This window comes from Actinomadura sp. NPDC048955, from assembly GCF_040649435.1.
Lineage (GTDB): Bacteria > Actinomycetota > Actinomycetes > Streptosporangiales > Streptosporangiaceae > Spirillospora > Spirillospora luteofluorescens.
The window spans coordinates 74,792-100,429 of the sequence record NZ_JBEZJI010000029.1 but is presented as its reverse complement, the minus strand read 5'-3'; the positions used below and the strand labels follow the sequence as shown (position 1 = coordinate 100,429).

Sequence of the window (25,638 nt, the reverse complement as noted above, 5' to 3'; positions counted from 1 at the left end):
ACCGGCGCCTCCCTCTGGAAAGATCAATTCATGACCGACGACCCCCGGCCGCCGGCCGCACTCGACCTTCTGGACCGCCCGCCCGGCCCCGCCGAACCCCCCGAACCCGGCGTGCCCGCGCACGGGCTCGGCCGCGACGGCTCGCTCGCCCGCGACATCGGCGGCTACCAGGCGGTCCTCGCCATCGCCGACCCGATGACCGTCCGGCTCACCTTCATCGGCGCGGAGGGCCGCCCGCTGCCGACCGTCCCGGGCGCGCTCCGCGCGTCGTTCGCCGCGCAGGTCAAGGAGACGAAGGCGCTGGCGAGGCAGGTCCGCGCGACGCTGGCCGCCGAGCGGGCGCGGGTCGAGGCGCTGATGGCGGCCGAGCGGACCTGGCCCTACGGGCAGTGGTGCCGGCACTACCGCGACCATCCGGTCACCGGGCGGGTCGCGCACGGCCTGATCTGGGAGTTCGAGGAGCCGGACGGGCACTGGCACGCCGCCACGCCCGGCGAGGACGTGCTGGTCACCGTGGACGGCCGCGCCCTGCCCGTGCCGCCGCGCGGCGCGCGGGTGCGGCTGTGGCACCCGGCGCGGGCGTTCCCGGGCGCCGTCCGGGCCTGGCGGGACTTCGTGGCCGGCAACCGGATGACGCAGTCGTTCCGGCAGGCGTTCCGCGAGACCTACCGGCCGGGCCAGTCCGGCGCCGGTGCCGACCTGCGCGGCGGCCGCTTCGACGGGGAGTCCCGGCGCGTCCTCGGCGAGGGCTCCTGGCGGGTCGGATGCCCCGGGGGCCGGGCGCGGGTGACCTTCGAGCGGCGGGCCGCGGGCCGCTGGCGGGAGGAGCCGCTCCGGGCCGTGCCGCCGACGGTGTTCAGCGAGGGCATGCGGGAGGCCGACCTGTTCCTGCGCCTCGCCCCGGCGGCGGAGGACGACCCGTTCGGCGCGCTGTCGGCGACCGCGGAGATCCGCGGGGACGTGCTGCGCCGGATCCTGCCCGGCACGAGGATCGCCGGCCGCTGCTCGGTCGACGGGCGGTTCCTCGTCGTCCGCGGCGGGCTGCGCACCTACCGCGTCCACCTCGGTTCCGGCGGCGTGCTGATGGAGCCGGGCGACCGCCGGCTGCGGGTCGAGCCGCCCCGGCGGACGGGCCAGAAGGGCCTGTTCCTGCCGTTCGAGGACGAGGGGCTGGCGCGCGTCCTCGGCACGGCCTTCCTGCTGGCCGCCGACCACCGGATCACCGACGAGGCCGTCCTGCGGCAGATCAAGAGGGGCGCCTGATGGAGCTGACCGCGCGGTTGCTGCAGGCCATGACCGACCCGACGGCGCAGGACGAGGAGTTCCGCACCTGGTATCCCGACCTGTCGGCGCTGTCCGAGCAGGACCTCGGCACCCTCGTGCCCGCCGCCTACGCGGTCGGCAGGGAGGCGCCGTTCGTGTCGATGTCCCTCCGGCTCAGGATCGAGGACGAGGCCAAGCAGCGGCAGCCGCGCTACACGCCGGAGGCGTGCGAGCGGATGTTCCAGGCGCTCGTCGACGGGCTGGCCCAGCGCAAGTGGGCGGACCTCGTCCTCGGTACGGGCACGCTGGTCCGCTGCACGGGGCCCTGGCCCGACCTCTCGCGCCCTGCCCGGACGCTGGCCGAGTTCTTCCTCGTCCACGACCGCCTCGACCAGCCCTTCGCGCTGCTCGCGATCGCCGGGCTCGCGGGCGACGACATCCTGCGCGCGGTCGACCGCCGCCTGCGCCAGAAGTGGAAGGGACCGATCGTGCACGACGAGCTGGACGCCGTCGTGCGCCTCGCTCCGGTGGAGCGGGTGCTGCTCGCCCAGGTGGCCGACAGCCGCTCGTTCAACTCCCCGCCCGTCCCGCCCGAGGTGTGGGAGCGCATCGCGGCCGTCCCCGCGTGCGCCGAGTTCGCCCGCCGGGCCCTTGAGGCCGCGGCCGAACGCGCACGCGCCGTCCAGGAGGGGGAGGTCCCGTTCCGCGCGGACAGCGCGTTCACCGGCGACGAGGTCGCCGCCGTGGGGCTCGCCGCGCGCATCGCGCTGCTGCGCGACGAGCCGTGGCTGCCCGCCCTGTTCGACCGGCTCCTGCCCGGCATCTCGGTGGCCCCGACGCAGGCGAAGACGCTGCCGTCGCAGGCGCTGCTGTACGAGCTCGTCCGGGCCGCGCAGGAGTTCCCGACGCCCGAGCTGGTCACCGCGATCCGGACCGTCCGCGGGAACGTCCGGCACGCCGGGGTGCCCAAGCAGCTCGACAAGATGCTCAAGAAGGTCGAGGCGGCCCTCGCCGAGCGGACCGAGGTCGCGCTGCGCCTCCCCGACCTCGGATTCGGGCCCGGCGGCGTCCTGCGCCGGGAACTCGGCGGCTACACGGCCCTCGTCACGATCACCATGGGCAGGGCCGAGCTGACCTTCGAGAAGGGCGGCACGGCGCTGAAGGGCGTCCCCGTGCCCGTCCGCCGCGACCACAAGGACGACGTCAAGGAGCTCCGCGACCTCGTCAAACGCGTCAACGCCCAGCTCGTCACGCTCACGCGGGCGCTGGAGGGCGGCTTCACCGCCGACGCCGTCCACCCGTTCGGCCGGTGGCGGGACACGCTGCTGCGCCATCCGATCGCCGGGCCGTCGGTCGGCGCGCTCCTCTGGCAGATCGAGGCCGCCCCCGGCGACTGGCGCACCGTCCTGCCCGAGGCGGGCGAACTGCCGGACGCCGCCGACGACGCGCCCGTCCGGCTGTGGCACCCCATCAGGTCGCGGCCGGACGAGGTGCGCGCCTGGCGCGACCTGCTCGTCGACTGGCGGATCCGGCAGCCGTTCAAGCAGGCGTTCCGCGAGATCTACCTCCTCACCCCCGCAGAAGCGGACACTGTCACGCACTCCAACCGGTTCGCCGCGCACCTCGTCCACTACCGGCGGATGTTCGCCCTGTTCCGGGCCCGCGGCTGGACGAGCGCCCTGCTCGGCCCCTGGGACGGCGGAGGCTCCGACGAGGCGGCCCGGACGCTCGCGGCGGGGGAGTGGCGGGTCAGGTTCTCCCACGTCCTGGCCGACTGGCAGGGCGAGCACGAGATCGCCGGCACGAACCGGGTGGTGTTCGACCGCCGCGGCGACGGCGGCGGCTGGCGGGAGGCGGCCCTCGCCGACGTCCCGCCGCTGGTGTTCAGCGAGGCGATGCGGGACGTGGACCTGTTCGTCGGCGTCTCCTCCATCGCCGCCGACCCCATGTGGGAGGACGGCGAGGCGCACGAGTACTGGGTCCGCGCCTGGTACGCCGACCTCGGCGAGTCGGCCCGGTCCCGCCGGGACGCGCTGGAACGCGTCCTGCCGCGCACCAAGATCGCTGACCGCTGCACGATCGACGGCCGCCACCTGGTGGTGCGGGGCGAGCTGCGCACCTACCGGATCCACCTCGGCTCGGCCAACATCGTGATGGAACCGGACGACGCGTTCCTCTGCATCGTCCCGGAGCGCCGCGCCGCCGGAGCCAAGGTCTTCCTGCCGTTCGAGGACGAGCGGCTCTCCCTCATCCTCAGCAAGGCGTTCCTGCTCGCCGCCGACGCCGCGATCGACGACGAGTCCATCCTGACGCAGATCAAGCGAGGTGCCTGATGCCCGCCGTGAACTTCCGCGACGAGACGGCCGCCGGCGCGCCCGTCGCCGGCTTCCAGGTGGCGGGGCTGCCCGACCGGATGACCGTCCGGGAGCTGATCAGGCTCCGGGTCCGCGAGGAGGTCGCCCGGCACAACGCCCGCCCGTCCGACCGGTTCCACGGCCTGGTCCGCCCGGACGACGCCGAGGCGGAGCTGAACGGCTACCGGCTCCGCGAGCCCCGCCGCCTGGACTGGGAGCGGCAGGCCGACATCGCCGAGCGCGCCTTCCTCGGCAACGGGTTCTTCGTGCTCGCCGCCGACCGCCAGGTCGAGGACCTCGACGAGGAGATCGACCTCACCGGCGACCCCGACCTGGTCTTCGTCAAGCTCGTCCCGCTCGTCGGCGGCTGAGGGCCGGGCCGCCCGGGGGACTCAGCCGACCAGGCCGAACTCGTGGGCGCGCAGGCCCGCCTGGAAGCGGGAGTCGGCGTCCAGCAGGGCCAGGATCTCCGCGACGCGGCGCCGGTAGGTGCGCAGCGACATGCCGAGCCGCCGCGCGGCCGCCTCGTCCTTCAGCCCGCCGCCGAGCAGCCGCAGGATGCGCAGGCTCTCCTCGCTCAGCGCGGGCGGCCGGCCGCGCCGGTGGTCGGCCAGCTCGGCCGCCGTCTCCCACGTCGCCTGGAACAGCGAGACCACGCCCTTCACGACGCCCGGCGACCGGACGACGGTGTACTCGCGGACGCCGCCCTCCACCGGGCCCGCGAGGATGGCGACCTTCCGGTCCACGATGATCGTCTCGTGCGGCAGCGGCGCCGGGCAGATCCGCACCCGCGCGCCCGCGGCGGCGATCGCGAGGAGCCGCCGCTCGGACTCCTCGTCGGCGAGGGCCGCCGGGTTGTACAGCTTGCGGACGGCCGGGACGGGCCGGATCCGGCGCCGCTCGGCGACGATCCGCTCCCGGAGCCCGGGCATCGCCCACGTGTTCTGGTCCGTCGCGGCGCACGCGAACTCCTCGCACGCGAAGAACAGCCGTCCGGCGCGCTCGACCAGCTCCTCCTCGCCGCGCAGCACGACGTTGCGGTCCAGATCGACGCTCACGGAGCCCAGTCTGCCACGCGGCCCGCCGAGCGCCGCAGTGGCAGCAAGCTGCCAGCGGTTCGCCGCGGCCCGGCGGGCACAGCACAGTGGACCGCATGACACGACACTTCGATCTCGGCGGCGACCTGCGCATCTCCCGGATGGGCTTCGGCGCGATGCGGCTGCCCGTCAGCACCCGGGGCGGCCCCGCCAACGACCGGGGCACCGGAATCAAGATCCTTCAGCGGGCCGTCGAGCTCGGCGTGAACCACATCGACACGGCCGCGTTCTACCACCACGCCGGCCTGGTGGCCAACGAGATGATCCGCGCCGCGCTCGCCCCCTACCCGCCCGGCATGGTCGTCGCCACGAAGGTGGGACCGTACCGGGGCCCGGGCGACCCCTTCCCGTCCGGGCAGCTCCCGCTGTCGGAGCTGCGCGCCGAGGTGGAGCGCAACCTCACCGAGCTCGGGCTCGACCGGCTGGACCTGGTCTACCTGCGGCACGGCGGTCTGGAGGCCCCGTCGGACGAGTCGATCGGGGAGCGCTTCGCCGTCCTGGCCGGGCTTCGCGAGGAGGGCCTCATCAGGCACCTCGGGCTCAGCCACGTGAGCCTCGCCCAGCTGGAGGAGGCGCGCGGGATCGCGCCGGTCGCGGCCGTCCAGAACCGCTTCGACGTGACGCGGCCGCAGGACGCCGAACTCCTCGCCGCGTGTGAGCGCGACCACATCGCCTACGCCCCCTACTTCCCGCTCGGCGGGTTCGGCATCCCCGACGACGCGCGCGTCAACGCGATCGCCGCCCGCCACGGCGCCACCGTCCCGCAGGTGCTCCTGGCCGGGCTGCTGGCGCTCTCGCCGGTCATGCTCGCGATCCCCGGCACGGGCTCCCCGGCCCACCTGGAGGAGAACCTCGCCGCCGCGGATCTGGCGCTCGACCCGGAGGATCTCGCGGCCCTGAAGCGGTGAGGACCGCGCGCGCGGTCGCCGGAGCCTCTACCCTGAACAGGTTTGCGATCAGGGGGAGAGGATGTCGACGACGCGGCTGCTGGTGCTCGGCGGGGTGCGCAGGTTCGGGCGGGCGCACGGCTACGAGGTCCGCCGCGAGCTGCTGTCCTGGGGCTCGGACGAGTGGGCCCACGTCAACCCGGGTTCGATCTACCACGCGCTCAGGCAGCTGGCCAAGGAGGGCCTGCTGCACGCCCACGAGGTGGAGGAGAGCGAGGCCGGTCCGCCGCACACCGACTACGAGATCACCGACGCCGGCCGGGCGGAGTTCCACCGGCTGCTGCGCTCCGCCCTCTCCGCGGTGGACGTCCGGCACCCGGAGATGCTGACGGCGGGCCTGGGGTTCCTCACCGAGCTGCCGCGCGCCGAGGCGCTCGCCCTGCTGCGCGAGCGCCTCGACGGCCTGGCCGCCTGGCGCGCCTCCGTGGCCCCGCCCCTGGACGAGCTGGACCCCGCCGACCACCTCCGCGAGCTGCTCGGCTGGTGGGTCCACTCCGCAGACTCCGCCCGGACCTGGACGCTCGGCGTGATCGAGCGCCTGGAGGCGGGCGCCTACGTCATGGCCGACGAGCGCGGACCGGGCGGCCCCTAGCCGGTCAGGTGTCGACGAACGTCCTCGGGACGATCACCCGCAGGGCGTTGCCGCGCAGCTTGATCGACACCGGGGTGCGGCCGCGGACCTCGCCGTCCACGTCCACCTGCATCGGCGGGTCGGTCTCGATCTCCACGCTGGTCGTGGTGAGGAAGGCGTCGTCCTCCAGCGACCGCCACGGGCCGGTGAGGACGTGCCGGGCCGTGGCCGACGCCAGCCGCAGCCGCCGCTCGTCGCCGAGCCGGTACACCGCCAGCAGCCGGTCGTCCGGGCTGGCGTCGCGGGCGATGCGCTGCCCGCTGTGGTGCGCGCCGTTGGCGACGTTCAGCTGGTGCGTCGCGACCTCGTGCGTCTCGCCGTCGATCGTGATGCGGGCGGTGAACGCCTCGTGCCGGGGCAGCAGGCCCGCCGCCGTCAGCGCGTAGGCGGGGCGCCCGATGAACCGCTTGAGCGTGTGCGGGACGTGCTCGGCCACCTGGACCGACAGGCCGAGGCTGACCATGTTGGCGAAGATGTGCTCGCGGTCGGCGCCCGGCCCCTCGCCCTGCGGGTCGCCCGTCGACTCGAACCAGCCGACGTCGACGTCGGCGACCTTCCCGCCGTCCGGCCGGCCGAGGGCGAGGGTCGCGACCGCGCCCGGCAGGTCCAGCGGCAGCTCCAGGCTGCGGGCGAAGTTGTTGGTGGTGCCGAGCGGCAGCACCCCGAGCGCGATGTCGCGGTGCGCCAGGTGCCCGACCGCCTCGGCGACCGTGCCGTCCCCGCCGCCGACGACGACGAGGTCGGGCTCCAGGGCGAGGACGTCGGCGAACAGCTCCCGCAGCCGGGCGGGGTCGGTCACCGGGAAGACGTGCGGGAACTCCAGCCCCGCCTCCCGCAGCAGGCGGCGGGCCGTGCCGTAGAGCCGCCGCCCCCGCCGGGAGCGGGAGTTGATCACCAGTACCGCGCGCCCGCCGTCCGCGATCGCCGACTCCAGCTCCGCCTTGCTCCGCATCTGGACGCTCCGCATCTCTTCCGGTCGCCCCCTTCGTCCGCGCCACCCGGGAGGGTACGTGGACCGGAACGCCCGGCCCGACATTTTATAAACCGATTACACAGCGTTGAAACATTCCCGTCAGAGGGAACCTTTACCAGCAGGCACCTCTGGACGACGGGGGCGGGATCATGCGGTTGCGCGGCTTGGCGGGGGCGGGACTCATCGTTGCGGTCGCCGGGCTGACCGCGTCCATCGCGGCGGGCGGCACGGCCCCGCCCGGAGCCCCCGCCGACGACGGCGCGACCGTGGTCGGCGAGCGCCGCCCGCGCCGCCGCGTCCTCGACCTGGCCGTGCGTTCCCCCGTCCTGGAGGGCGTCGCGCACGCCCGCCTGCTGCTGCCCCCCGGCTGGTCGCGGGACGCCTCCCGCACCTGGCCGGTGCTCTGGCTCCTGCACGGGGCCTCCGCGGGCCGGGACGGCCACACCGCGTGGAGCGAGCACAGCGACATCGAGGAGCTGACCGAGGACGCCGATGTGATCGTCGTCATGCCGGACGGCGGGCCGTGCGGCAGCTACACCGACTGGTGGAACCGCGGTGGCGGCGGCGCGCCGAAGTGGGAGACCTTCCACCTCGCCGAACTCCGGCAGATCCTGGAACGCGGATACCGCGCGGGCCCGGACCGCGCCGTCGCCGGCAACGCGATGGGCGGGCTCGGCGCGCTGGCCTACGCGGCCAGGCACCGGGGCCTGTTCCGGGCGGCGGCGTCGTTCAGCGGGCCGTTGCACACGCTGCACCGCGACCCGTCCGGGCTCGACGTCGCCGACCTCGTCGAGCTGAGCGTCGCGATCGGCGCGCCGTCGCTCGACTGGACGGACGTGTGGGGCGACCCCGACGAGCAGCGCGTCGTGTGGCGCCAGCACAACCCCTACGACCTCGCGGGCCGGCTCGCGGGGGTCCGCGTGCACGTCAGCGCCGGGGACGGCGCCCCCGGCCCCTTCGACCACCCCGGCCGGGGCGTGCGGGACGCCGCCTCCTGCGACGTGCTCGAGGCCCTCGCCCACACCGTCTCCCGGGAGTTCGCGGGCAAGCTGAAGAAGCTCGGCGTCCCCGTCACCACGCACTTCTACAGGGGCACCCACACCTGGCCCTACTGGCGCCGGGAGCTGCGGGCCGCGCTGCCCGCCCTGCTCGCGGAGATCACCTGAGCGGCGGCTAGGGTCGGGGCGTGGCCGAACCCCGTTCTGATTCAGACGTCCCCGCGTTCTGGCGGTCGCTGGGGCTGCCCGGCATCATCGACGTCCACGTCCACTTCATGCCGCAGCGGCTGATGAGCGCGGTGTGGGGCTACTTCGACGAGGCCGGTCCGCTGATCGGCACCGAGTGGCCCATCCGCTACCGGGACTCCGAGCAGGAGCGGCTGGACTTCCTGCACGGGCTCGGCGTCCGCGCGTTCACCTCGCTCGCCTACCCGCACCGCCCCGGCATGGCCGAGTCGCTGAACGAGTGGGCCGCCCAGTTCGCCGCCCGCGTCCCCGAGTGCCTCCAGTCCGCCACGTTCTACCCCGAGCCCGGCGTCGAGGAGTACGTGCGCCGCGCGCTGGACGCGGGCGCCCGCGTCTTCAAGGTCCACCTCCAGGTCGGCGGCTTCGACCCGCGCCTCAAGGAGCTGGACGCGGTGTGGGGGATGCTCGCCGACGCGGGCGTGCCCGCCCTCGTCCACGCCGGCTCCGGGCCGGTCGCCAACGGCTTCACCGGGCCCGGCCCGTTCGGCGAGGTCCTCGCCCGCCACCCGGGCCTCACCGCGATCGTCGCCCACCTCGGCGCGCCGGAGTTCGAGGGCTTCTTCGCCCTCGCCGACGCCCACGAGCGCGTCCACCTCGACACGACGATGATCTTCACTCGCTTCGCCGCCCTGGCGCCCTTCCCGGACGCGCTGCTGCCCCGGCTGCGCGACCTCGGCCTGGAGGGCCGCGTCCTGCTCGGCACCGACTTCCCCAACATCCCGTACGCGTACGCGCACCAGCTGGAGTCGCTGGCCGCGCTCGACCTCGGCGACGACTGGCTGCGCTCGGTCTGCTGGCACGGCCCCGCCGGCCTCTTCGGCCTCGCCTAGACGGCGCGCCGCTGTTGCGGCGTCCCGAGCATCGCGGACTGTCCCCGGTGTGGTCGGAGTCAATGCTTCGACCTCTTGTGAGGGATGAAACGAGATGGAGTGATCGATATGGCTGGCAGCGAACTGCCGAAGAAGCGCGACGACTGGGCCGACAAGCAGCCCGTGGTCAGCGGTTCCGAGGCGGACCTCGAGGAGGTCATCGACGAGGTGGCGAAGAACCTCGGAGTCGAGCGGGGCTAGCGGAACTGACGAACCGCCTTTGTTGATTATTTAAGCAGCCGGCCCCGCCTCGTGCGGGGCCGGTGTTTTTTCACGGGTTTTCACGTCGGGCGCCTGGTCAGCGCGGGACGACCGGTGCCGTCCTTGACAGGCCGGGTCCCCCCGCCGACTGTGGGAGCGCTCCCACCCACTCGACCGAGGACCCCGCATGAGAACGACCCTGACCGCGAGACTCCGGCGGACCCGCCTCGTCCCGATCATCATGGCCGTGCTGCTGGCGCTGGCGTTCGTCCAGGCCGCGCCGCGCCCGGCCCGCGCCGCCGGCGCCGGCTACTGGCACACCGGCGGCCGCCAGCTGCTCGACGCCGCCGGGCAGCCGGTGCGGATGACGGGCATCAACTGGTTCGGGGCCGAGACGTCCAACTACGCCCCGCACGGCCTCTGGTCGCGCGGCTACAAGGACATGCTCGACCAGATCAAGAGCCTGCGGTACAACACGCTGCGGCTGCCCTACAGCAGCCAGCTGTTCGACTCCGGCAGCGCACCGAACAGCATCGACTACTCCAAGAACCCCGACCTGCAGGGGCTGAACGGGCTGCAGATCCTGGACAAGATCATCGCCTATGCGGGGCGGATCGGGCTCAAGGTCGTCCTCGACCGGCACCGCCCGGACTCCGGCGGCCAGTCGGCGCTCTGGTACACCGCCGCCTACCCCGAGTCGCGCTGGATCTCGGACTGGACGATGCTCGCGCGGCACTACGCGGGCGACACCACGGTCATCGGGGCCGACCTGCACAACGAGCCGCACTCCCCGGCCTGCTGGGGCTGCGGCGACCAGAGCAGGGACTGGCGCCTGGCCGCCGAGCGGGCCGGCAACGCGATCCTCGCCGCCGAACCGAACTGGCTGATCATCGTCGAGGGCGTCAACGACCACGGCGGCGACAACTACTGGTGGGGCGGCAACCTCCAGGGCGCCGCGCAGTACCCGGTGCGGCTGAACGTCGCGAACCGGCTCGTGTACTCCGCCCACGACTACGCCACGTCGGTGTACCCGCAGCCGTGGTTCGACGACCCCTCCTTCCCCTCCAACCTGGCCGGGATCTGGGACAAGAACTGGGGCCACCTCTACAAGAACAACGTCGCGCCGGTCCTGCTCGGCGAGTTCGGGACGACGCTGAGCGACCCGCGCGACCAGACCTGGCTGCGCACCCTCATGGCCTACCTCGGCAAGGGCACCGGCGGGATCTCCTTCACCTTCTGGTCGTGGAACCCCAACTCGGGCGACACCGGCGGCATCCTCAACGACGACTGGACGACCGTGAACACGGCGAAGCAGTCCTACCTCGACCCCTACCTGCTCGGCGCCGGCGATCCGGGCGGCGACCCCGGCGATCCGGGCACGCCCGGGACGTCCTGCAAGGTCGCCTACACGGTGCAGAACAGCTGGTCGGGCGGCTTCACCGCCCAGGTCACCATCACCAACAGCGGGTCCTCGGCGCTGAACGGCTGGACGCTGGAGTTCGCCTTCCCCGGCGACCAGAAGCTCGGCCAGGGGTGGAGCGCGGCCTGGTCGCAGAGCGGCGCCGCCGTCACCGCCAAGAACCTCGACTGGAACGCCTCGATCGCGCCCGGGGCCTCGCTCTCGATCGGGTTCCAGGCGACCGGCTCGGCGAGCGGCGCGCCCGCGGCGTTCGAGGTCAACGACAAGGCATGCGAGGTGTGACATGACCCGGAAGGCCTGGCTCGCCGTCGTCGCGGCCGCCGCGCTCCTGCCGTGGGCCGCGCCCCCGGCGCAGGCCGCGGACGGCCCCGCGCTCACCGTCGACCCGTCCGCGTCCCGGCACGCGATCAGCCCCTACGTCTACGGGATGAACTTCGCCGCCGAGGACCTCGCCAAGGAGCTGCGCCTCCCCGTCCGGCGATGGGGCGGCAACGCCACGAGCCGCTACAACTACCTCTACGACGAGACCAACCGGGGCTCGGACTGGTACTTCGAGAACGTCCCCGGCCCGGCGCCGGACCCCGCCAAGCTCCCCGACGGGTCCGAGACCGACCAGTTCACCGACCAGGACCGCCGGACCGGCACCGGCACGCTCCTCACCGTCCCGCTGATCGGCTGGACGCCCAAGGGCCGCGACTACACCTGCGGGTTCGGCATCGCCAAGTACGGGCCGCAGCAGGGCGCCGACACCCAGTGGCGGCCCGACTGCGGAAACGGCGTGAAGCCGGACGGGACGAACGTGACCGGCAACGACCCGGCCGACACCAGCGTCCCGGCGGGCGCCCAGTACGTCACCGACTGGCTGTCCCATCTGACGGGCAAGTACGGCCGGGCCGACGCCGGCGGCGTGCGCTTCTACGACCTCGACAACGAGCCCGACCTCTGGCACGCCACGCACCGCGACGTCCACCCGGACGGCGCCGGCTACGACGAGATGCGCCGCCAGACGTACGCGATCGCCTCGGCCTTGAAGGCCGCCGACCCCGGCGCCAAGACGCTCGGCCCCGTCGGCTGGGGCTTCCAGTCGCTGACGATGTCGGGCCTCGACAAGCAGACCTGCGACCGTGAGGGCGGGGACTGCTGGTCGAACCCGCCTGACCGGGCGGCGCACGGCGGCGTCCCGTTCGCGGACTGGTACCTGCGGCAGATGAAGGCCTACGAGCAGGAGCACGGGACCCGCATCCTCGACTACTTCGACGAGCACATCTACCCGCAGCAGGCCGGGGTGTCCTCCGGCGACCCCGGCGACGCGGCGACCCAGGAGCTGCGGCTGCGCTCGACCCGGCAGCTGTGGGACCCCGCCTACACCGACGAGAGCTGGATCGGGCAGCCGATCAACTACATCCCGCGGATGCGCGAGCTCGTGAACCAGAACTATCCGGGCACCAAGCTGGCGATCACCGAGTACAACTGGGGCGCGCTCGGGCACCTGAACGGGGCGCTGGCCCAGGCGGACGTCCTCGGGATCTTCGGGCGGGAGGGCCTCGACCTGGCGACGCTGTGGGCGCCGCCGGGCACGTCCGACCCGGGCGCCTACGCCTTCCGCATGTACCGGAACTACGACGGCGCGGGCGCCTCGTTCGGCGAGACGTCCGTCCGCGCGTCGAGCGCGGACCAGGGCAGGCTCGCGGTGTACGCGGCGGAGCGCTCGTCCGACAAGGCGCTCACCCTGATGATCGTGAACAAGTCGCTCACCGACGACCTCACCAGTACGGTCTCGATCGCCGGACGGTCCGGCCCGGCGACCGGGCGCGTCTACCGGTACGGCGGCGCCGACACGTCCGCGATCGTCCGCGCCCCGGACGCGGCGGTCGGCGCGGACGGGTTCACCTCCACGTTCCCCGCGTCCTCGATCACCCTGGTCGAGATTCCGGCGGACGGCGGCCCGGCCGCCGCGGCCTGCGAGACCGGCTACTCGGTGCAGAGCCAGTGGGGGACCGGCTTCACCGCGCAGGTCACCGTCGCCAACACCGGTACCTCGCCCATCGAGGGCTGGACGCTGGGGTTCGCCTTCGCCGCGGGCCAGCGCGTCACCCAGGGCTGGAACGCCGCCTGGTCGCAGAGCGGCCCGGACGTGACCGCCCGCAACCTCGACTGGAACCGCACCATCCGGCCGGGAGGGTCGGTGACGATCGGCTTCAACGGATCGAGCGGCGGGACGAACCCGCCGCCGGCGGCCTTCAAGGTCAACGGCGCCGCCTGCACCACCCGCTGATCACGGGGCGGCGCGGCCGCGCGGCCCTAGTGGTCGCACGGCGCGCCGCCCGCGTGCTCGTGGTCCTCGACGGCCTCCGCCACGTGGCGGGGGCCGTGCGCGTCGTCGCAGTGGACGTGGCCGCCGCCGGAGGGCTCGGCCACGTGGTCGACCTCCAGCGTCGTGTGCGTGATCGCGTAGGTGTCGCGCAGCAGCTCCTGCAGGTCGCGGCGGACGGCGTGGCAGTCGCCCTGGGAGTCGACGAGCACGTGCGCCGACAGCGCCGGATAGCCCGAGCTGACCTCCCACACGTGCAGGTCGTGGACCTCCTCCACGCAGGGGCGCCCGGCGAGCCGCGCGCCGAGTTCGGACGGGTCGATCCCGGCGGGAGCGGCCTCCATGAGCACCCGGCCCGCGTCCCGCAGCAGCCGGTACCCGGCCTTGAGCATCAGCGCGGCGACCACCAGCGAGGCGATCGCGTCCGCGCGGGCGAAGCCCGTCGTCCACACCACCAGGCCCGCGACAGCGGTGGCGACGAACGCGAACAGGTCGTTCAGGATGTGCTGGAACGCTCCCTCGACGTTCAGGCTGCGCCGGTCCGCCCGGCTGATCAGCATGGTCGCCGCGATGTTGACGGCGATGCCCGCGAGCGCCGTCCAGAAGACGAACTGGCCCTCCACCGCGGGCGGCTCGACCAGCCGCCGGACGCCCTCGTACACGAAGTAGACGGTGAGCAGGATCAGCGTCAGCCCGTTCAGCTGCGCGGACAGGATCTCGGCGCGGCGCAGGCCGAAGGTGTACCCGCCCTTCGGCGGGCGGGCGGCGATGCGCATCGCGACCAGCGCCAGCGCGATCGCGAACGCGTCGGTCATCATGTGCGCGGCGTCGGTGATCAGCGCCAGCGATCCGGCGAGCAGGCCGACGACCACCTCGCCCGACATGTAGGCGATGATCAGCGCGAGCGCGCCGGTCAGCAGCCGCCGGTCGGCGCCCGCGGAGACGGCGTGCCCGTGCCCGTGGCCGTGCCCCCGCTTCCCGGGCGCGTCCTCGCGGTCCCCGATCATGTGCCTTCCTCCCCGTGGCCGACGTGGGTGAGGGCGAGGTCGAGCAGCAGCCGGACGTGCGAGTCGTCCAGCCGGTAGTAGGCCATCCGGCCGGCGCGGCGCACGCGCACGACGCGGTTGGCGCGCAGCAGGCGCAGCGCGTGCGAGACCGCCGACTCGGAGTGCCCGCAGGACGCGGCGATGTCGCACACGCACATCTCTCCCCCTTCGAGCAGCGCGGTGATCACCCGCAGCCGGCCGGGGTCGGACAGCAGCCCGAACACCTGCGCCAGCTCGGTGATCGTCTCCCCGTCCGGCAGGGACGCCGAGACGGCGGCCACCTTCGCGGCGTCGACCACGCGGACGGCGCAGGCGTCCGGGGCGATGACATCTGAAGCACTGCTCATATGAACAAAGATAGCGCACGCGGTCAGGAGACCCCGGACACGGGCTCCTTCGACGGCGGCAGGGAGACCGGCCCGTGCCCGCCGTCACCCGGCGTCTGCTTCCCACCGGCGTCCGTACCCGGGTCCTGCGTGGTCACGCCCGGTGACGGGGACGAGAGCGCGGGACCCGGCGTCTGCGGTCCGGGCGTCTCGGTGCCCGGCGTCTGACCGCCGGGCGTCTCCAGGCCGGGCGTCTCCGCACCGGGCGTCTCCGGGCCGGGCGACTCGGTGCCGGGCGTCTCCAGGCCGGAGCCGGACGGCGCGGGCGAGTCGCTCGCCACGACCTCCGTCTCCGTCGGCGGCAGCGCGGTCGGCGGCCCGTCCGCCGCCCCCTCGGTGGCGCGGGGCCGCTCGAACCCCATCGTGGCCTCCGGGTCGACGAGGACGAAAGTGACGATCGTCCCCTTCTGGGAATCCCGCGGCCGGATTCGGGTGACATTCCCCTTCTCGAATCCCGGCCAGGACCGGCCGCCGTACGACGCGTTCCGGGTGGAGATCTTTTTGTCGGGCGGAGTGAGGGGATTGCCGCAATTGCACTTCACCGTGGGCACTCCGTAACCATTGACCAGAACGCCCATTCCCGCCTGCAGGACGGCGGGGTCGCTCGTCGGCCTCCCGTCCCGGTACCCGTGGTTGGTGACCAGCGTGTCGGTGCGCAGCAGGACCGGCGTCTGCCGCGACACGTACCGCGGGATGTCGTCCACCGGGATCCCCTGCACCCGCGCCCACGCCCGCGCCTTCTCGGGATGGGTCCGCAGGAAGCCGGCGAGCTTCTCCCTGTCGCAGGTCGAGGCCTGGCGCGTCCCGCCGTAGAGTCCCGGCGAATCCCCCTCCTTCGTGCCGCCCGCCTGCGGCCTCGCCTTCACGCCGGCCTTGTCGGTGCCGGACGCCAGCGTGTACGGGTCGGGCCCCGGCGATCCCACCGTCAGCCGCGTGATGGTCGCGCCGGCGTCCCCGCAGCCGGTCAGGGCCCCCGCCGCCACGAGGGCCGCGACGGCCCCCGCCAGCGGCACGGCGCCGATCCCGGACCGCGCAATCGTCGAACGAATCTGCAGCATCTTCTTCTCCCGCTTCGGGCTCGCCGAACCTATACTCTTCGATGCCGGGCGGAGCGGTTTTGTGCCCGCGGGAATGCTCAATTTTTTTCGAGGGGGTACGAATGGCGGGTCCGGTTCCCCTCACCGCGGCCGATCCCACCAGCCTCGGCCGCTGGGAGCTTCTCGGCCGGCTCGGCGCCGGCGGCCAGGGCACGGTGTACCTCGGCCGGCCCACCGACGCGGGCCGAGGGCCGTCCCGCGTCGCCGTCAAGCTGCTGCACGCCCAGCTCGTCGGGGACGCCGACGCGCGGGAGCGGTTCGTGCGCGAGATGGCCGTCCTGGAGCGGGTCGCCGGGTTCTGCACCGCGCAGATGCTCGCCGCCGACGTCGCGGGCGACCGCCCCTACATCGTCAGCGAGTACGTGCCGGGGCCGTCGCTGCGCGCCCTGGTCCGCGAGGAGGGCCCGCGCACCGGCGCGGCGCTCGACCGGCTCGCGATCAGCTCGGTGACGGCGCTGTCGGCGATCCACCGCGCGAACATCGTGCACCGCGACCTCAAGCCGCAGAACGTGCTGATGGGCCCGGACGGGCCGCGCGTGATCGACTTCGGGATCGCCCGCGCGTTCGACGCGAGCGCGACGATGACGAGCCAGGTCGTCGGGACGCCCGCCTACATGGCCCCCGAGCAGTTCACCGGGCGGGTCGGGCCGTCGGCCGACCTGTTCGCCTGGGCGAGCACCCTGCTGTTCGCCGCCACCGGCCAGGACCCCTTCGCGGGCGGTCCGCTGCCCGCGGTGATGTACCGGATCCTGCACGAGACGCCCGCCCTCGGCGCCCTGCCCGCCCCGCTCGCCGAGGTCGCCGCCGCCTGCCTCGCCAAGGAACCGCAGGCCCGCCCCACCTCCGAGGACGTCCTGCTGTGGCTGCTCGGCGAGAGCGAGCGGCACGCCCGGCTGGAGATCCCCGCCGAGTACCTCACGGAGGACTTCGCCGGCTCGACGTCGCCGGTCCCGGGCCCCGCACCCGAGGCCGCGCCGCAGCCGGCCGCCGACACGTTCGCCCAGACGTCCTGGGAGCAGACGCCGACCTGGCCCGGCCCGTCCACGTCGGCGCCCCCCGCACCCGCGCCGCCCTCGCCCGCACCGCCCTCGCCCGGCCCCGCGCCCGCCCCCGGGCCTGCGGCCGGAGCCGCGGCCGCGCTCGGAACCGCGGCCGGCCCCGCGCCCGTGCCCCGCCCCGCGCCCGCTCGGCGGTTGCGGTCGCCCCGGACGCTGCGGCGCGGCCCGGCGGTCGTGGCCGGGCTGCTCCTCGCCGGGCTGCTCGCCGCCCTCGACGTCGCCGCCCTCGCGATCCTGATCGCCCGGCCGTCGCTCAGCGAGGGCCACCGGGGCGGCCTGCTGCCCGTGGTCGCCTCGTCCTTCGCCGTCGTCGCCGTCGTCACCCTGGTCGGGGTGATCCTTGCGTGGCGCGGCAGCCGCCCCGCCGCGGGGACGGTGATGGCCGCGCGCGTCGCCCGCGTCGCGATGTGGGCGGCCTGGGGCGCGCTCGTGGAGATCCAGCCGTCCGCCCTCGCCGGGCACGCCGTGCTGACCGCCCTGGTGGTGGTCCTCCTGGTCCGCGGCCTGTCCCGGTCACCCGTCTGAGGCGCTCACCGGTCTCCCGCGGCGCGCTCGGACCACTCCTTGAGGTCGCGGCGCTCGATGGCCGCGGCCATCAGGCCGGGGAAGGCGTCGGGGGTGCACGCGAAGGCCGGGACGCCCATCGCGGCCAGGGCGGCCGCGTTGTCGTGGTCGTAGGCGGGCGCCCCCTCGTCCGACAGGGCGAGCAGCACGACGACCTGCACGCCCGCCGCCGTGAGCGCCGCGACCCGCTGCAGCATCTCGTCGCGGATCCCGCCCTCGTACAGGTCGCTGATCAGCACGAGGGTCGTCTCGGCCGGGCGCGCGACCAGGCCCTGGCAGTACGCGACGGCGCGGTTGATGTCGGTGCCGCCGCCGAGCTGCGTGCCGAACAGCACCTCCACCGGGTCGTGGAGCTGGTCGGTGAGGTCCACGACGCTGGTGTCGAACACCACCAGCGACGTGCGCAGCGACCGCATCGACGCCAGCACCGCCCCGAAGACGCTCGCGTACACCACCGACGCCGCCATCGATCCGCTCTGGTCGATCGCGAGCACCACGTCCCGCTTGACGGCCTGCCGCCGCCTCCCGTACCCGATCAGCCGCTCCGGCACGAGGGTGCCCTGGTCGGGCAGGTAGTGGCGCAGGTTCGCGCGGATCGTGCGGTCCCAGTCGACGTCGGCGAGCCGCCGCGGGCGCAGCACCCGCGCCGACCGGTCCAGGGCCCCGCCGACGGCCGAGCGCGTCCGCTGCGCGAGCCGCCGCTCCAGGTCGCGCACGACGGTGCGGACCACCGCGCGCGCCGACTCCCTGGCCTTGTCGGGCAGCACCCGGTTCAGCGACAGCAGCGTCCCGACGAGGTGGACGTCGGGCTCCACCGCGTCGAGCATCTCCGGCTCCAGCAGCAGCCGGGTGAGGTCGAGGCGGTCGATCGCGTCCTTCTGCATCACCCGCACGACGCTCGACGGGAAGTAGGCGCGGATGTCGCCGAGCCAGCGGGCCACGGAGGGCGCCGAGTCGCCGAGCCCGGCGCTGCGCCGCCCCGGCCGGGGCCGCCCCTCGCCGCCGCCGGCCCCGTAGAGCCGCTCCAGCGCGCCGTCCATGCGGACGTCGTCGCCGTCCAGCGTCACGCCCGTCCCGTCGGCCTGGTCGCCGCCCAGTACCAGGCGCCAGCGCCGCAGCCGGTCGTCCGTGCCCTCGCCGGTCGGGCTCTCGTTCGTCATGCAGGCCTCTCCCATCCGAGGATCCGCAGGGCCGTGGCGGTGGCCGGCGCCGCCCGGGCCTCGTCGACGTCGTCCTCCGGGGGCCGGGCCCGCCCGGCGGGGGCGCGGTCGCGGCGGCGGAGCCGCTCGCCGATGGCGCGGCGCTCGGCGGCGGGGTAGGCGCCGAACGTCCGGCGCAGCAGGGGCAGGACGTCGGTGAACGAGTCGGCGGGCAGTCCGGCGATCCACCCGTCGACGAGCCGCAGGAGCGCCTCGTCGTGCATGAGCAGCAGGCCGCCGCCCGCGAGGAAGCCCTCGACCCAGGCGGCGGCGCGGTCGGGCGCCTCGCCGACGGACACGGCGCGCGCCATCCGGTCGGGGACGTCGTCCAGCCGCCCGGCGTCGAGCAGAAGGCGCGTGAGGCGGCCCTCGATGAGGCCGTGCAGGGCGCCGGGGCGGCCGAGCAGGCCCTCCAGGGTGCGGCGCCAGCGCTCGATGTGGCTCTCGTCGTCGAGCAGGGCCAGGGCGCCGTGGACGGCGTCGACGTGCCCGAGGAACTCGCGGGCGGCGTCGTCGTCCAGCCCGGTGATCGCGGGCGGGAGCCCGACGCAGACGCGGACGACGAGGCCGTCGACCACCGCGGCGAGCGGGCCGGTGGAGGTGCCGCGGACGTCGCCGTAGCGCAGCGCGCGGACCAGCGCCGGCATCGCCGCCATCAGGTGCGCGACGTCGGTGTCGATCGCGGCGCGGTCGGCGAGGGCGCGCATGACCGCGGGGAGCGCGTCACCGAGGTCGGCGAGCAGGCAGCGCTCGGCCACGGAGGTGAGGTCGGCGAGGGCGGTGGCGCCCTCGGCCGCCTCCCGCGCGCGGGCGGTGCTCGCGCCGCGCACGGTGGTGCCCCACGCGCTCGCCTCGATCAGCTCCACGTCGAACTCGGGCCGCCAGAGCAGCGTCCACGTCTCGCGGAACGTGCCCTTGGAGCGGCTCTCCGAGGGGACGCCCCAGTGCACGTCCAGCATGCGGAGCCGGTGCAGCAGGCGGCTGCGCTCCAGGTCGGTGGGCTTGCGCAGGTCGAGGTCCTGCTCCTTCTCGAGCGCGGACGGCCTGAGCCTGAGCCGCCGCTGCTCGGCCTGCAGGTCGCGCTGCAGCGGCACCATCGGGGTCCGCTCCGGGACGGCGCCGAGCCGCTCGCCGACGACCATCCGGTCCTGGATGAGCCGGACGGGCAGGTCGGCGCCCTCGCACAGCACGGCCCGCGTCGCCTCGGTGACCTCGTCCAGCCCGGCGAGGGGGCGCCCGCGCAGCGCGGCCAGCGCCTCGGCGAGCCGGACGGCCTCGATCACGTGCGCGGAGGAGACGTGCAGGTCCTCCTCGCGCAGGACGCGGGCGGCGGCGGTCAGCCACCGCTCGACCGGGCGGTCGCGGGCCGCGAACAGGTGGTGGTACCAGCCGGGGGAGCGCACGCCCGCGCCGTACCCGGACCGCCCGGCGAGCCGCCCGTGCGTCCACGGCACCCACGTCATGGCGACCTTGGTCTTCGGCAGGCCGCGCAGCGTCTGGTCGTCGCGGCTCGCCGGGACCTTGGCGCGCAGCGCCGGGACGTGCCACGCCCCGCAGACCACGGCGACCCGCTCGTGGCCCTCCTTGAGCGCGCGGCGGACCGTCCGGCGCATGTGGGCCTCGCGCTGCTCCTCCCTCGGGGCCGGTTCGAGCTCGCCGCGCAGCTCCGCCATGGCCTCGGCGATGGCGGGGAACGGGGACGGGCCGCCGTGGCGGTGCTCGACCACGTCGTCCCACCACCGCTCGGCGTCGTCGTACCCGGCGGCCTTCGCCAGCCAGCCGAGCGGGTCGAGCCTGATCCCCTCCTCGGGCGGCTCCTCCTCGGCGGGCGCGAGCTGGTTCGCGGCGGGAAGGTCGCAGAACCGGACGGGCACGCCCGCCGACAGCGCGTACCTGACCGCCTGCCATTCGGGGCTGAACTCGGCGAACGGCCAGAACGCGGCCCTGCGGTCGCCGTCGGCGGGCGCGGCGGAGTAGGCGAGCAGCGCGACCGGCGGCACCATCGCCGGATCGCCGGCCAGCTCCACGATCGCGTCGGCCTCGGGCGGCCCCTCGACCAGCACCGCGTCCGGCTTGAAGTCCTCCAGCGCACCCCGCAGCGCGCGGGCCGACCCCGGCCCGTGGTGCCGGATGCCGAAGACTTCGACCTGGCTCAAGAGACCTCCCGGCAGGCGCGGTAGAAGTCCCGCCACTCGGTGCGGTCGCGGACGACCGCCTCCAGGTACTCCTGCCACACGACGCGGTCCGACACCGGGTCCTGGACGACGGCGCCGACGATCCCGCCCGCCACGTCGGCGGCGCGCAGCACCCCGTCGCCGAAGTGCGCGGCCAGGGCCAGCCCGCTGGTGATCACCGAGATGGCCTCGGCGGTGCTGAGGGTCCCGCTGGGCGACTTCAGCTTGGTGCGCCCGTCGGCGGTGGCCCCGGACCGCAGCTCCCGGAACACCGTGACGACGCGCCGGATCTCCTCCAGGCCCGCCGGGCTCTCGGGCAGCTCCAGCCCGGCGCCGATCTGGTCGACGCGGCGCGCGACGATCGCGACCTCGTCCTCGGCGGACTCCGGCAGCGGCAGCACGACCGTGTTGAACCGGCGGCGCAGCGCGCTGGACAGCTCGTTCACGCCCCGGTCGCGGTCGTTGGCGGTCGCGATGACCGTGAAGCCCTTGCGCGCCTGCACCTCGGTGTTCAGCTCGGGCACGGGCAGCGTCTTCTCCGACAGGACGGTGATGAGGGCGTCCTGGACGTCGGAGGGCATCCGGGTCAGCTCCTCGATGCGGGCGACGGCGCCGTGCCGCATCGCGCGCATCAGCGGGCTCTCCACCAGCGCCCGCTCCGAGGGGCCCTCGGCGAGCAGCCGCGCGTAGTTCCAGCCGTAGCGGATCGCCTCCTCCGCCGTGCCCGCCGTGCCCTGCACGAGCAGCGTGGAGTCGCCGCTGATCGCGGCGGCGAGGTGCTCCGACACCCAGGTCTTCGCCGTGCCGGGCACGCCGAGGAGCAGCAGCGCCCGGTCGGTCGCGAGCGTCGCGACCGCGACCTCCATCAGCCGGCGCGGCCCCACGTACTTCGGGCTGATCGCCGTGCCGTCCGGCAGTTCCCCGCCGAGCAGGTACGTGGTGACCGCCCAGGGCGACAGGCGCCAGCCGGGCGGCCGGGGCCGGTCGTCGTGCTCGGCCAGCCGCGCCAGCTCGCCGGCGTGCTCCTGCTCGGCGTGCGGCCGCAGCACGGCGCCCGCGGTCGGCGCGGGGGAGCCGTCGTCGAGGCTCCCCGGGCGTGCCTGTTCGGTCACTGGTCAAGCTCCTTCAGCATCTCGTCGCGGAAACGCAGGGTCGCGATCAGATCGGTGACGGCCCGCGGCGCGGCCGGCCCGAGGGCCGCCAGGCGGGCCGCGGCGCCAGGGGCGAGCCGCTGGTCGGCGAGCCGGCACAGCTGCGTGACCAGGTGCTCGTCGCGGCGGGTGGGGTTTTCGGCGGACGCGCCGAGCGTCCCGACCACCGCCGCCGCGAGCGGCCCGGCCCACGGGCCGGGCACCCGTTCCAGGACCCGCAGCAGGTCGGGCCGCCCCTCCACCCAGCGGATCAGGTCGGCCGCCGCCGGGTCGCGCTCCGGGCCGGGCAGGACCGACAGCAGGTCGGCGAGGGCCTCCGGCTCGTCCACCATGACGCCGCCCCGGAGCAGCGCCCGCGCCCATGCGGTGTCGCGCTGGCCGAGGGCCGCGCGGGCCCAGCCGATGTGGACGTCGCGGCCCTCGGAGTCGGAGACGGGCAGGCACACGATCTCCACGGGCGGCAGCCCGAACAGCTCCGTCCAGGTGGACAGCGGGGTGCGGGCCAGGATCTCGCGCAGCCACGCGGCCCGCGTCCCCACCGGCGCGCCCCCGCCGCGCGGCGCGAACGACCCGGTCGGATGGAACGGGACGCCGTCGCGCGCCATGTCCTCGTCGTGGGCGCGGGGCGGCTCCACCCGGATCCACGTCTGCCTGCGGCCCCGGACCGTGCGCTCCTCCGTCGACAGGCAGGCCCGGGCGCGCGCGGCCATGCGCTCCCCGTACGCCGAGCCCGGCATGCGGGCCAGCAGGTCGGACGCGAGCTGCCGGACGTCCTTCCCCCGGTCGCCCAAGGCCGCTTCGAGGAACTCCTCGTCGTCCAGGGAGAGCCCGTGCGCGAACGTGGCGACGAACGCCGCACGGTCGGGCGCCGGCTCCTTGGCCCAGGTCTCCTGGAGGAGCTCGCGCGCGCGCCGCGGCTCGGTCTCGCGCAGCATGGTCAGGTAGGCCACCCGCCGGTTGCGGGTGCCGGTCTCCCACACTTCGGGGCCGCCGCCGGGGTCGTCGCCCGAACCCACCAGGTAGGCCCAGTCGGTGTTCTGCAGGGCCAGCCACACGCCGCGCCGCCCGCACGCCCGCGCGATCGACGGCCGCAGCATCCGGTCGCTGCGCCCCCGCTCCAGCAGGTCGGGCAGCGACTGGGCGGGCACCCGCAGGCCACGGGCGGCCGCCGCGTCCAGCCATTCGGGCAGCACCCGGATCTGCTCGCCGCCGAGGATCCTTCGCAGCCGGGCCGCCGCCGCCCTCGCGACCGCCGGGACGTCCTCCACCGGGGCCAGCGCCACCGGCTCGGCGGGCGTGCCCGACGGGACCTGCCCCGCCCGCCGCCGGACGGCCAGCAGCGCCGCCTGGTCGAGCAGCCGCCCCGCCTTGTCGCCGTCACCGTCCCCGCCGCCGGGCGCCTCCGCCAGGACGGGCGGGTCGCGGCGCTCGGTGCCGAGCAGCGCGGCGGTGACGTGCTCGTCCCACGCCGTCACAGGATCACCGTCCCCTCATCGTCGTGCCACGCGGCCAGCGGGCGCAGGCCGCGCGGGCGCCACTCACCGGCCAGGGTGACCGGCCCGCCGCCCGACAGCGCGAGCAGCCGCCACGGATCGCCCATCCGGAGCGGCAGCGAGTCACCGGCGCCGTCGACGACGTGCAGGTCTCCTCCTTCGGTGCGCGCGAGGCGGACGTCCTCCAGCGTCGCGGGCCAGCGGTCCAGCCACGGGTCGAGCGCGAGGGCCGCCGCGTGCTCGTCCAGGAAGCCCCGGACGGACGTCCCCGCGGGCGCGCCACGCATGGGCGACCCGTACCGGTCGGCGACCAGGGCCCGCAGCGGCTGCCCTCCCGGGTAGAAGGCCAGCTCCGCATCGACCTGCGTACCCACGACGAGCGAGCCGTCCAGGGACGTGCCCGGCGCGGCGAAGGACAGCACGAGCGCGGGACGCCCCGTGCGGCTCCCGCGGAGCCACACCCGCCGCGTGGTGAGAAGGTCTTGCGCGGTGTCGCGCGACCCCGTCACCGACCACAGGTCCCGGACGCGCTCCCCGCCGGACAGCACCTCCTCCTGCGGGACGGTGAACCCGACCCGGGAGCGGACGGTCTCGCGCAGCCCCTCGGGCAGCTCCTCCTGCCGCTGGTAGGCCCGGACGAGCAGCCGCAGCAACGCGTACTCCTCCAGCAGCCGGCCCGGCCAGCCGGGCCGGCGCGGGATCGCGGCCAGGCCCCTGACCGGCCCCGCGAGCGCCCCCGCCTGCGCGTCGACGAGCCGCCGCGCCGCGTCGTCCCACAGCCGGTAGGGGGCCTTCTCCGCCTGCGCGAGCCCGTGCGCGACCTGGTCGCGGAGCCACTGGTCCAGCTCGGCGAGCCCGTCGTCGACCCGCCTGGCCCGCCGCTCCGCCGTCTTCGGGTCGCGGGCCCTGGCCGCCGACGAGGCCCGCCGCTCGGCCGCCCGGTCGGCCCGGCCCCGCCGGTCCTCGACCCACTCGGCGACCCACCCCGGACGACCCCCCGCACCCCCCGGAGCGCCTTCGGCTTTTATGAGGCCGTCCGACCACAGGAACAACAGCGCCAGAGCGTGCTTGCACGGGAACTTGCGGCTCGGGCACGTGCACCGGAACGCCGGGCCCGTCAGGTCGGCGCACGTCCGGTAGGCGGACTTGCCGCTGCCCCGGCACTCGCCCCACACGGCCTCGTCGTCGCACCCCGTCGCCGCCCACTTGGCGGGCTTGGCGACGCCGCCCGCCGCCCTGGCGGACGACGCGTCGGGCGCGAGCCCGAGCACCTGCTCACGAGACCACCGATCCGTCACACCCCCGAAACTATCGGCGGCCTCGGACAGTCGGCGGCATCGCGGCCCCGGTCCGGCGTCAGCCCACCCCGCCGAAGCCCGGCGGGGTCGGGAAGTCGGGCAGCGAGACGTCCGGGATGAGGAGCGCGCCGCCCGCCAGCAGGGCCACCAGGGCGGTGAGCGCGAACAGGCCCACCCAGGCGAGCCCGGGGACGCCGGTGAGGTGGTGGAGCTGGTCGGCGTCGGAGCTAGGCGCCATGTGCCGGGCCCGCATCCGCTGCAGCTCGATCACCGGGCGGGTGCCGGCCAGCAGCAGGAACCAGGCGGCCAGGTACGCGAACCCGGCCTGCACCGTGGCGCTGCCCAGCCACGACACCGCGAAGACGATCGCGCCCGTGACGATCACCGACAGCGCCCCGTAGGCGTTGCGGATCATGATGAGCATCGCGGCGAGCAGGGCCAGCGTGAACCACAGCATCAGCGTGATGCGGCCGTCCTCCAGCAGCAGCGCGAACAGCAGCCCGAGCAGCGGCGGCGTGACGTACCCCGCCATCGCCGTGAAGATCATGCCGGGGCCGTGCGGCTTGCCGCGCGACACGGTCACGCCCGAGGTGTCGGAGTGGAGCTTGATGCCGTCCAGCTTGCGGCCGAAGATCAGCGCGACCAGCGCGTGCCCGCCCTCGTGCGCGATCGTGACGGTGTTGCGCGCCATCCGCCAGGTCGGGCCGTGGACCACCGAGGCGAGCGCCACGAGGCCGACGAGGGCCACCAGCCACCATGGCGGATCCGGCTGCGTTCCGGTCACCCGGTGCCACAGGTCGGCGATGCTCACGTTTTCCACGTCCACCTCGGAGTCGTCGTCGCGATGCCCAACACTAGGACG

22 protein-coding genes are annotated in these 25,638 nt (G+C 74.8%); 11 read left to right on the top strand and 11 right to left on the bottom strand.

Going from position 1 to position 25,638, the window contains the following annotated elements:
* Positions 1-30: 30 nt before the first annotated feature.
* Genes AB0C84_RS26050 through AB0C84_RS26040 form a run of 3 tightly spaced genes read left to right on the top strand, consistent with a single transcriptional unit; the run spans position 31 to position 3,988 of the window.
* Positions 31-1,263, top strand: coding sequence for a DUF4132 domain-containing protein (locus AB0C84_RS26050; RefSeq protein ID WP_361071152.1), 1,233 nt, complete (start codon positions 31-33; stop codon positions 1,261-1,263).
* A complete protein-coding gene (locus AB0C84_RS26045) occupies positions 1,263-3,596 on the top strand; it encodes a DUF4132 domain-containing protein (protein ID WP_361071149.1) in 2,334 nt (777 codons plus the stop codon). The genes AB0C84_RS26050 and AB0C84_RS26045 overlap by 1 nt, the downstream gene beginning before the upstream one ends.
* Positions 3,596-3,988, top strand: a complete 393-nt coding sequence (locus AB0C84_RS26040; RefSeq protein WP_179847623.1) for a hypothetical protein — start codon at positions 3,596-3,598, stop codon at positions 3,986-3,988. Before AB0C84_RS26045 ends, AB0C84_RS26040 begins: the two co-directional genes overlap by 1 nt.
* A 21-nt stretch (positions 3,989-4,009) precedes the next feature.
* On the opposite strand, the gene AB0C84_RS26035 is transcribed toward AB0C84_RS26040, so the two are convergent.
* Positions 4,010-4,675: a response regulator transcription factor gene (locus AB0C84_RS26035; protein ID WP_179847624.1), complete on the bottom strand. Its 666-nt coding sequence runs from the start codon at positions 4,673-4,675 to the stop codon at positions 4,010-4,012.
* Between the two features lie 95 nt (positions 4,676-4,770).
* Here AB0C84_RS26035 and AB0C84_RS26030 point away from each other — a divergent pair, with 95 nt between their 5' ends.
* Positions 4,771-5,622 carry an aldo/keto reductase gene (locus AB0C84_RS26030; protein ID WP_361071144.1) on the top strand — a complete coding sequence of 284 codons (852 nt, stop codon included), beginning with the start codon at positions 4,771-4,773 and terminating at the stop codon, positions 5,620-5,622.
* 61 nt (positions 5,623-5,683) lie between these two features.
* Positions 5,684-6,253, top strand: coding sequence for a PadR family transcriptional regulator (locus AB0C84_RS26025; RefSeq protein WP_179847626.1), 570 nt, complete (start codon positions 5,684-5,686; stop codon positions 6,251-6,253).
* A gap of 4 nt (positions 6,254-6,257) precedes the next feature.
* Here AB0C84_RS26025 and AB0C84_RS26020 read toward each other — a convergent pair whose 3' ends face one another.
* A complete protein-coding gene (locus AB0C84_RS26020; RefSeq protein WP_361071140.1) occupies positions 6,258-7,244 on the bottom strand; it encodes a diacylglycerol kinase family protein in 987 nt (328 codons plus the stop codon).
* 170 nt (positions 7,245-7,414) lie between these two features.
* On the opposite strand from AB0C84_RS26020, the gene AB0C84_RS26015 reads away from it, so the two are divergent.
* From AB0C84_RS26015 to AB0C84_RS25995, 5 genes are all read left to right on the top strand, one after another.
* Positions 7,415-8,431 carry an alpha/beta hydrolase family protein gene (locus tag AB0C84_RS26015; protein WP_361071137.1) on the top strand — a complete coding sequence of 339 codons (1,017 nt, stop codon included), beginning with the start codon at positions 7,415-7,417 and terminating at the stop codon, positions 8,429-8,431.
* 20 nt (positions 8,432-8,451) lie between these two features.
* Positions 8,452-9,339, top strand: coding sequence for an amidohydrolase family protein (locus AB0C84_RS26010; RefSeq protein ID WP_361071135.1), 888 nt, complete (start codon positions 8,452-8,454; stop codon positions 9,337-9,339).
* A gap of 108 nt (positions 9,340-9,447) precedes the next feature.
* The gene (locus tag AB0C84_RS26005) at positions 9,448-9,579 is read left to right on the top strand and encodes a hypothetical protein (RefSeq protein ID WP_361071132.1); all 132 of its coding nucleotides are present in this window, start codon (positions 9,448-9,450) and stop codon (positions 9,577-9,579) included.
* Between the two features lie 187 nt (positions 9,580-9,766).
* Positions 9,767-11,281: a cellulase family glycosylhydrolase gene (locus AB0C84_RS26000; RefSeq protein WP_361071129.1), complete on the top strand. Its 1,515-nt coding sequence runs from the start codon at positions 9,767-9,769 to the stop codon at positions 11,279-11,281.
* A gap of 1 nt (position 11,282) precedes the next feature.
* On the top strand, positions 11,283-13,274 hold the full coding sequence (locus AB0C84_RS25995) for a glycoside hydrolase family 44 protein (RefSeq protein ID WP_361071126.1): 1,992 nt from the start codon (positions 11,283-11,285) through the stop codon (positions 13,272-13,274).
* Positions 13,275-13,300: 26 nt separating this feature from the next.
* On the opposite strand, the gene AB0C84_RS25990 is transcribed toward AB0C84_RS25995, so the two are convergent.
* From AB0C84_RS25990 to AB0C84_RS25980, 3 genes are read right to left on the bottom strand one after another with little or no spacing between them, the layout of a single operon-like run.
* Positions 13,301-14,317 carry a cation diffusion facilitator family transporter gene (locus AB0C84_RS25990; protein ID WP_179847633.1) on the bottom strand — a complete coding sequence of 339 codons (1,017 nt, stop codon included), beginning with the start codon at positions 14,315-14,317 and terminating at the stop codon, positions 13,301-13,303.
* On the bottom strand, positions 14,314-14,703 hold the full coding sequence (locus AB0C84_RS25985; protein WP_179847634.1) for a metalloregulator ArsR/SmtB family transcription factor: 390 nt from the start codon (positions 14,701-14,703) through the stop codon (positions 14,314-14,316). The genes AB0C84_RS25990 and AB0C84_RS25985 overlap by 4 nt, the downstream gene beginning before the upstream one ends.
* Before the next feature lie 23 nt (positions 14,704-14,726).
* Positions 14,727-15,800 carry a DUF6777 domain-containing protein gene (locus AB0C84_RS25980; RefSeq protein WP_361071122.1) on the bottom strand — a complete coding sequence of 358 codons (1,074 nt, stop codon included), beginning with the start codon at positions 15,798-15,800 and terminating at the stop codon, positions 14,727-14,729.
* Between the two features lie 101 nt (positions 15,801-15,901).
* Between AB0C84_RS25980 and AB0C84_RS25975 the strand changes: the two genes are divergently transcribed.
* Positions 15,902-17,422, top strand: coding sequence for a serine/threonine-protein kinase (locus AB0C84_RS25975; protein WP_361071119.1), 1,521 nt, complete (start codon positions 15,902-15,904; stop codon positions 17,420-17,422).
* A gap of 5 nt (positions 17,423-17,427) precedes the next feature.
* On the opposite strand, the gene AB0C84_RS25970 is transcribed toward AB0C84_RS25975, so the two are convergent.
* Genes AB0C84_RS25970 through AB0C84_RS25945 form a run of 6 tightly spaced genes read right to left on the bottom strand, consistent with a single transcriptional unit; the run spans position 17,428 to position 25,602 of the window.
* Complete coding sequence (locus AB0C84_RS25970) at positions 17,428-18,621, bottom strand: VWA domain-containing protein (protein WP_361071116.1); 1,194 nt, start codon at positions 18,619-18,621, stop codon at positions 17,428-17,430.
* Positions 18,618-20,816 carry a DUF5682 family protein gene (locus AB0C84_RS25965; RefSeq protein ID WP_361071113.1) on the bottom strand — a complete coding sequence of 733 codons (2,199 nt, stop codon included), beginning with the start codon at positions 20,814-20,816 and terminating at the stop codon, positions 18,618-18,620. Before AB0C84_RS25965 ends, AB0C84_RS25970 begins: the two co-directional genes overlap by 4 nt.
* Positions 20,813-21,883: an AAA family ATPase gene (locus tag AB0C84_RS25960; protein ID WP_308206509.1), complete on the bottom strand. Its 1,071-nt coding sequence runs from the start codon at positions 21,881-21,883 to the stop codon at positions 20,813-20,815. The genes AB0C84_RS25965 and AB0C84_RS25960 overlap by 4 nt, the downstream gene beginning before the upstream one ends.
* A gap of 59 nt (positions 21,884-21,942) precedes the next feature.
* The gene (locus tag AB0C84_RS25955; RefSeq protein ID WP_361071110.1) at positions 21,943-23,460 is read right to left on the bottom strand and encodes a DUF5691 domain-containing protein; all 1,518 of its coding nucleotides are present in this window, start codon (positions 23,458-23,460) and stop codon (positions 21,943-21,945) included.
* Complete coding sequence (locus AB0C84_RS25950) at positions 23,457-24,776, bottom strand: SWIM zinc finger family protein (protein ID WP_361071107.1); 1,320 nt, start codon at positions 24,774-24,776, stop codon at positions 23,457-23,459. Before AB0C84_RS25950 ends, AB0C84_RS25955 begins: the two co-directional genes overlap by 4 nt.
* Before the next feature lie 58 nt (positions 24,777-24,834).
* On the bottom strand, positions 24,835-25,602 hold the full coding sequence (locus AB0C84_RS25945; protein WP_258942225.1) for a M50 family metallopeptidase: 768 nt from the start codon (positions 25,600-25,602) through the stop codon (positions 24,835-24,837).
* Positions 25,603-25,638: the final 36 nt, after the last annotated feature.

What these genes read in the sequence shown, in the direction of transcription:
- AB0C84_RS26050 (WP_361071152.1), top strand. Translation starts at nt 31, where the DNA reads ATGACCGACGACCCCCGGCCGCCGGCCGCACTCGACCTTCTGGACCGC.
- AB0C84_RS26045 (WP_361071149.1), top strand. Translation starts at nt 1,263, where the DNA reads ATGGAGCTGACCGCGCGGTTGCTGCAGGCCATGACCGACCCGACGGCG.
- AB0C84_RS26040 (WP_179847623.1), top strand. Translation starts at nt 3,596, where the DNA reads ATGCCCGCCGTGAACTTCCGCGACGAGACGGCCGCCGGCGCGCCCGTC.
- AB0C84_RS26030 (WP_361071144.1), top strand. Translation starts at nt 4,771, where the DNA reads ATGACACGACACTTCGATCTCGGCGGCGACCTGCGCATCTCCCGGATG.
- AB0C84_RS26025 (WP_179847626.1), top strand. Translation starts at nt 5,684, where the DNA reads ATGTCGACGACGCGGCTGCTGGTGCTCGGCGGGGTGCGCAGGTTCGGG.
- AB0C84_RS26020 (WP_361071140.1), bottom strand. Translation starts at nt 7,244, where the DNA reads ATGCGGAGCAAGGCGGAGCTGGAGTCGGCGATCGCGGACGGCGGGCGC.
- AB0C84_RS26015 (WP_361071137.1), top strand. Translation starts at nt 7,415, where the DNA reads ATGCGGTTGCGCGGCTTGGCGGGGGCGGGACTCATCGTTGCGGTCGCC.
- AB0C84_RS26005 (WP_361071132.1), top strand. Translation starts at nt 9,448, where the DNA reads ATGGCTGGCAGCGAACTGCCGAAGAAGCGCGACGACTGGGCCGACAAG.
- AB0C84_RS26000 (WP_361071129.1), top strand. Translation starts at nt 9,767, where the DNA reads ATGAGAACGACCCTGACCGCGAGACTCCGGCGGACCCGCCTCGTCCCG.
- AB0C84_RS25995 (WP_361071126.1), top strand. Translation starts at nt 11,283, where the DNA reads ATGACCCGGAAGGCCTGGCTCGCCGTCGTCGCGGCCGCCGCGCTCCTG.
- AB0C84_RS25990 (WP_179847633.1), bottom strand. Translation starts at nt 14,317, where the DNA reads ATGATCGGGGACCGCGAGGACGCGCCCGGGAAGCGGGGGCACGGCCAC.
- AB0C84_RS25985 (WP_179847634.1), bottom strand. Translation starts at nt 14,703, where the DNA reads ATGAGCAGTGCTTCAGATGTCATCGCCCCGGACGCCTGCGCCGTCCGC.
- AB0C84_RS25980 (WP_361071122.1), bottom strand. Translation starts at nt 15,800, where the DNA reads ATGCTGCAGATTCGTTCGACGATTGCGCGGTCCGGGATCGGCGCCGTG.
- AB0C84_RS25975 (WP_361071119.1), top strand. Translation starts at nt 15,902, where the DNA reads ATGGCGGGTCCGGTTCCCCTCACCGCGGCCGATCCCACCAGCCTCGGC.
- AB0C84_RS25970 (WP_361071116.1), bottom strand. Translation starts at nt 18,621, where the DNA reads ATGACGAACGAGAGCCCGACCGGCGAGGGCACGGACGACCGGCTGCGG.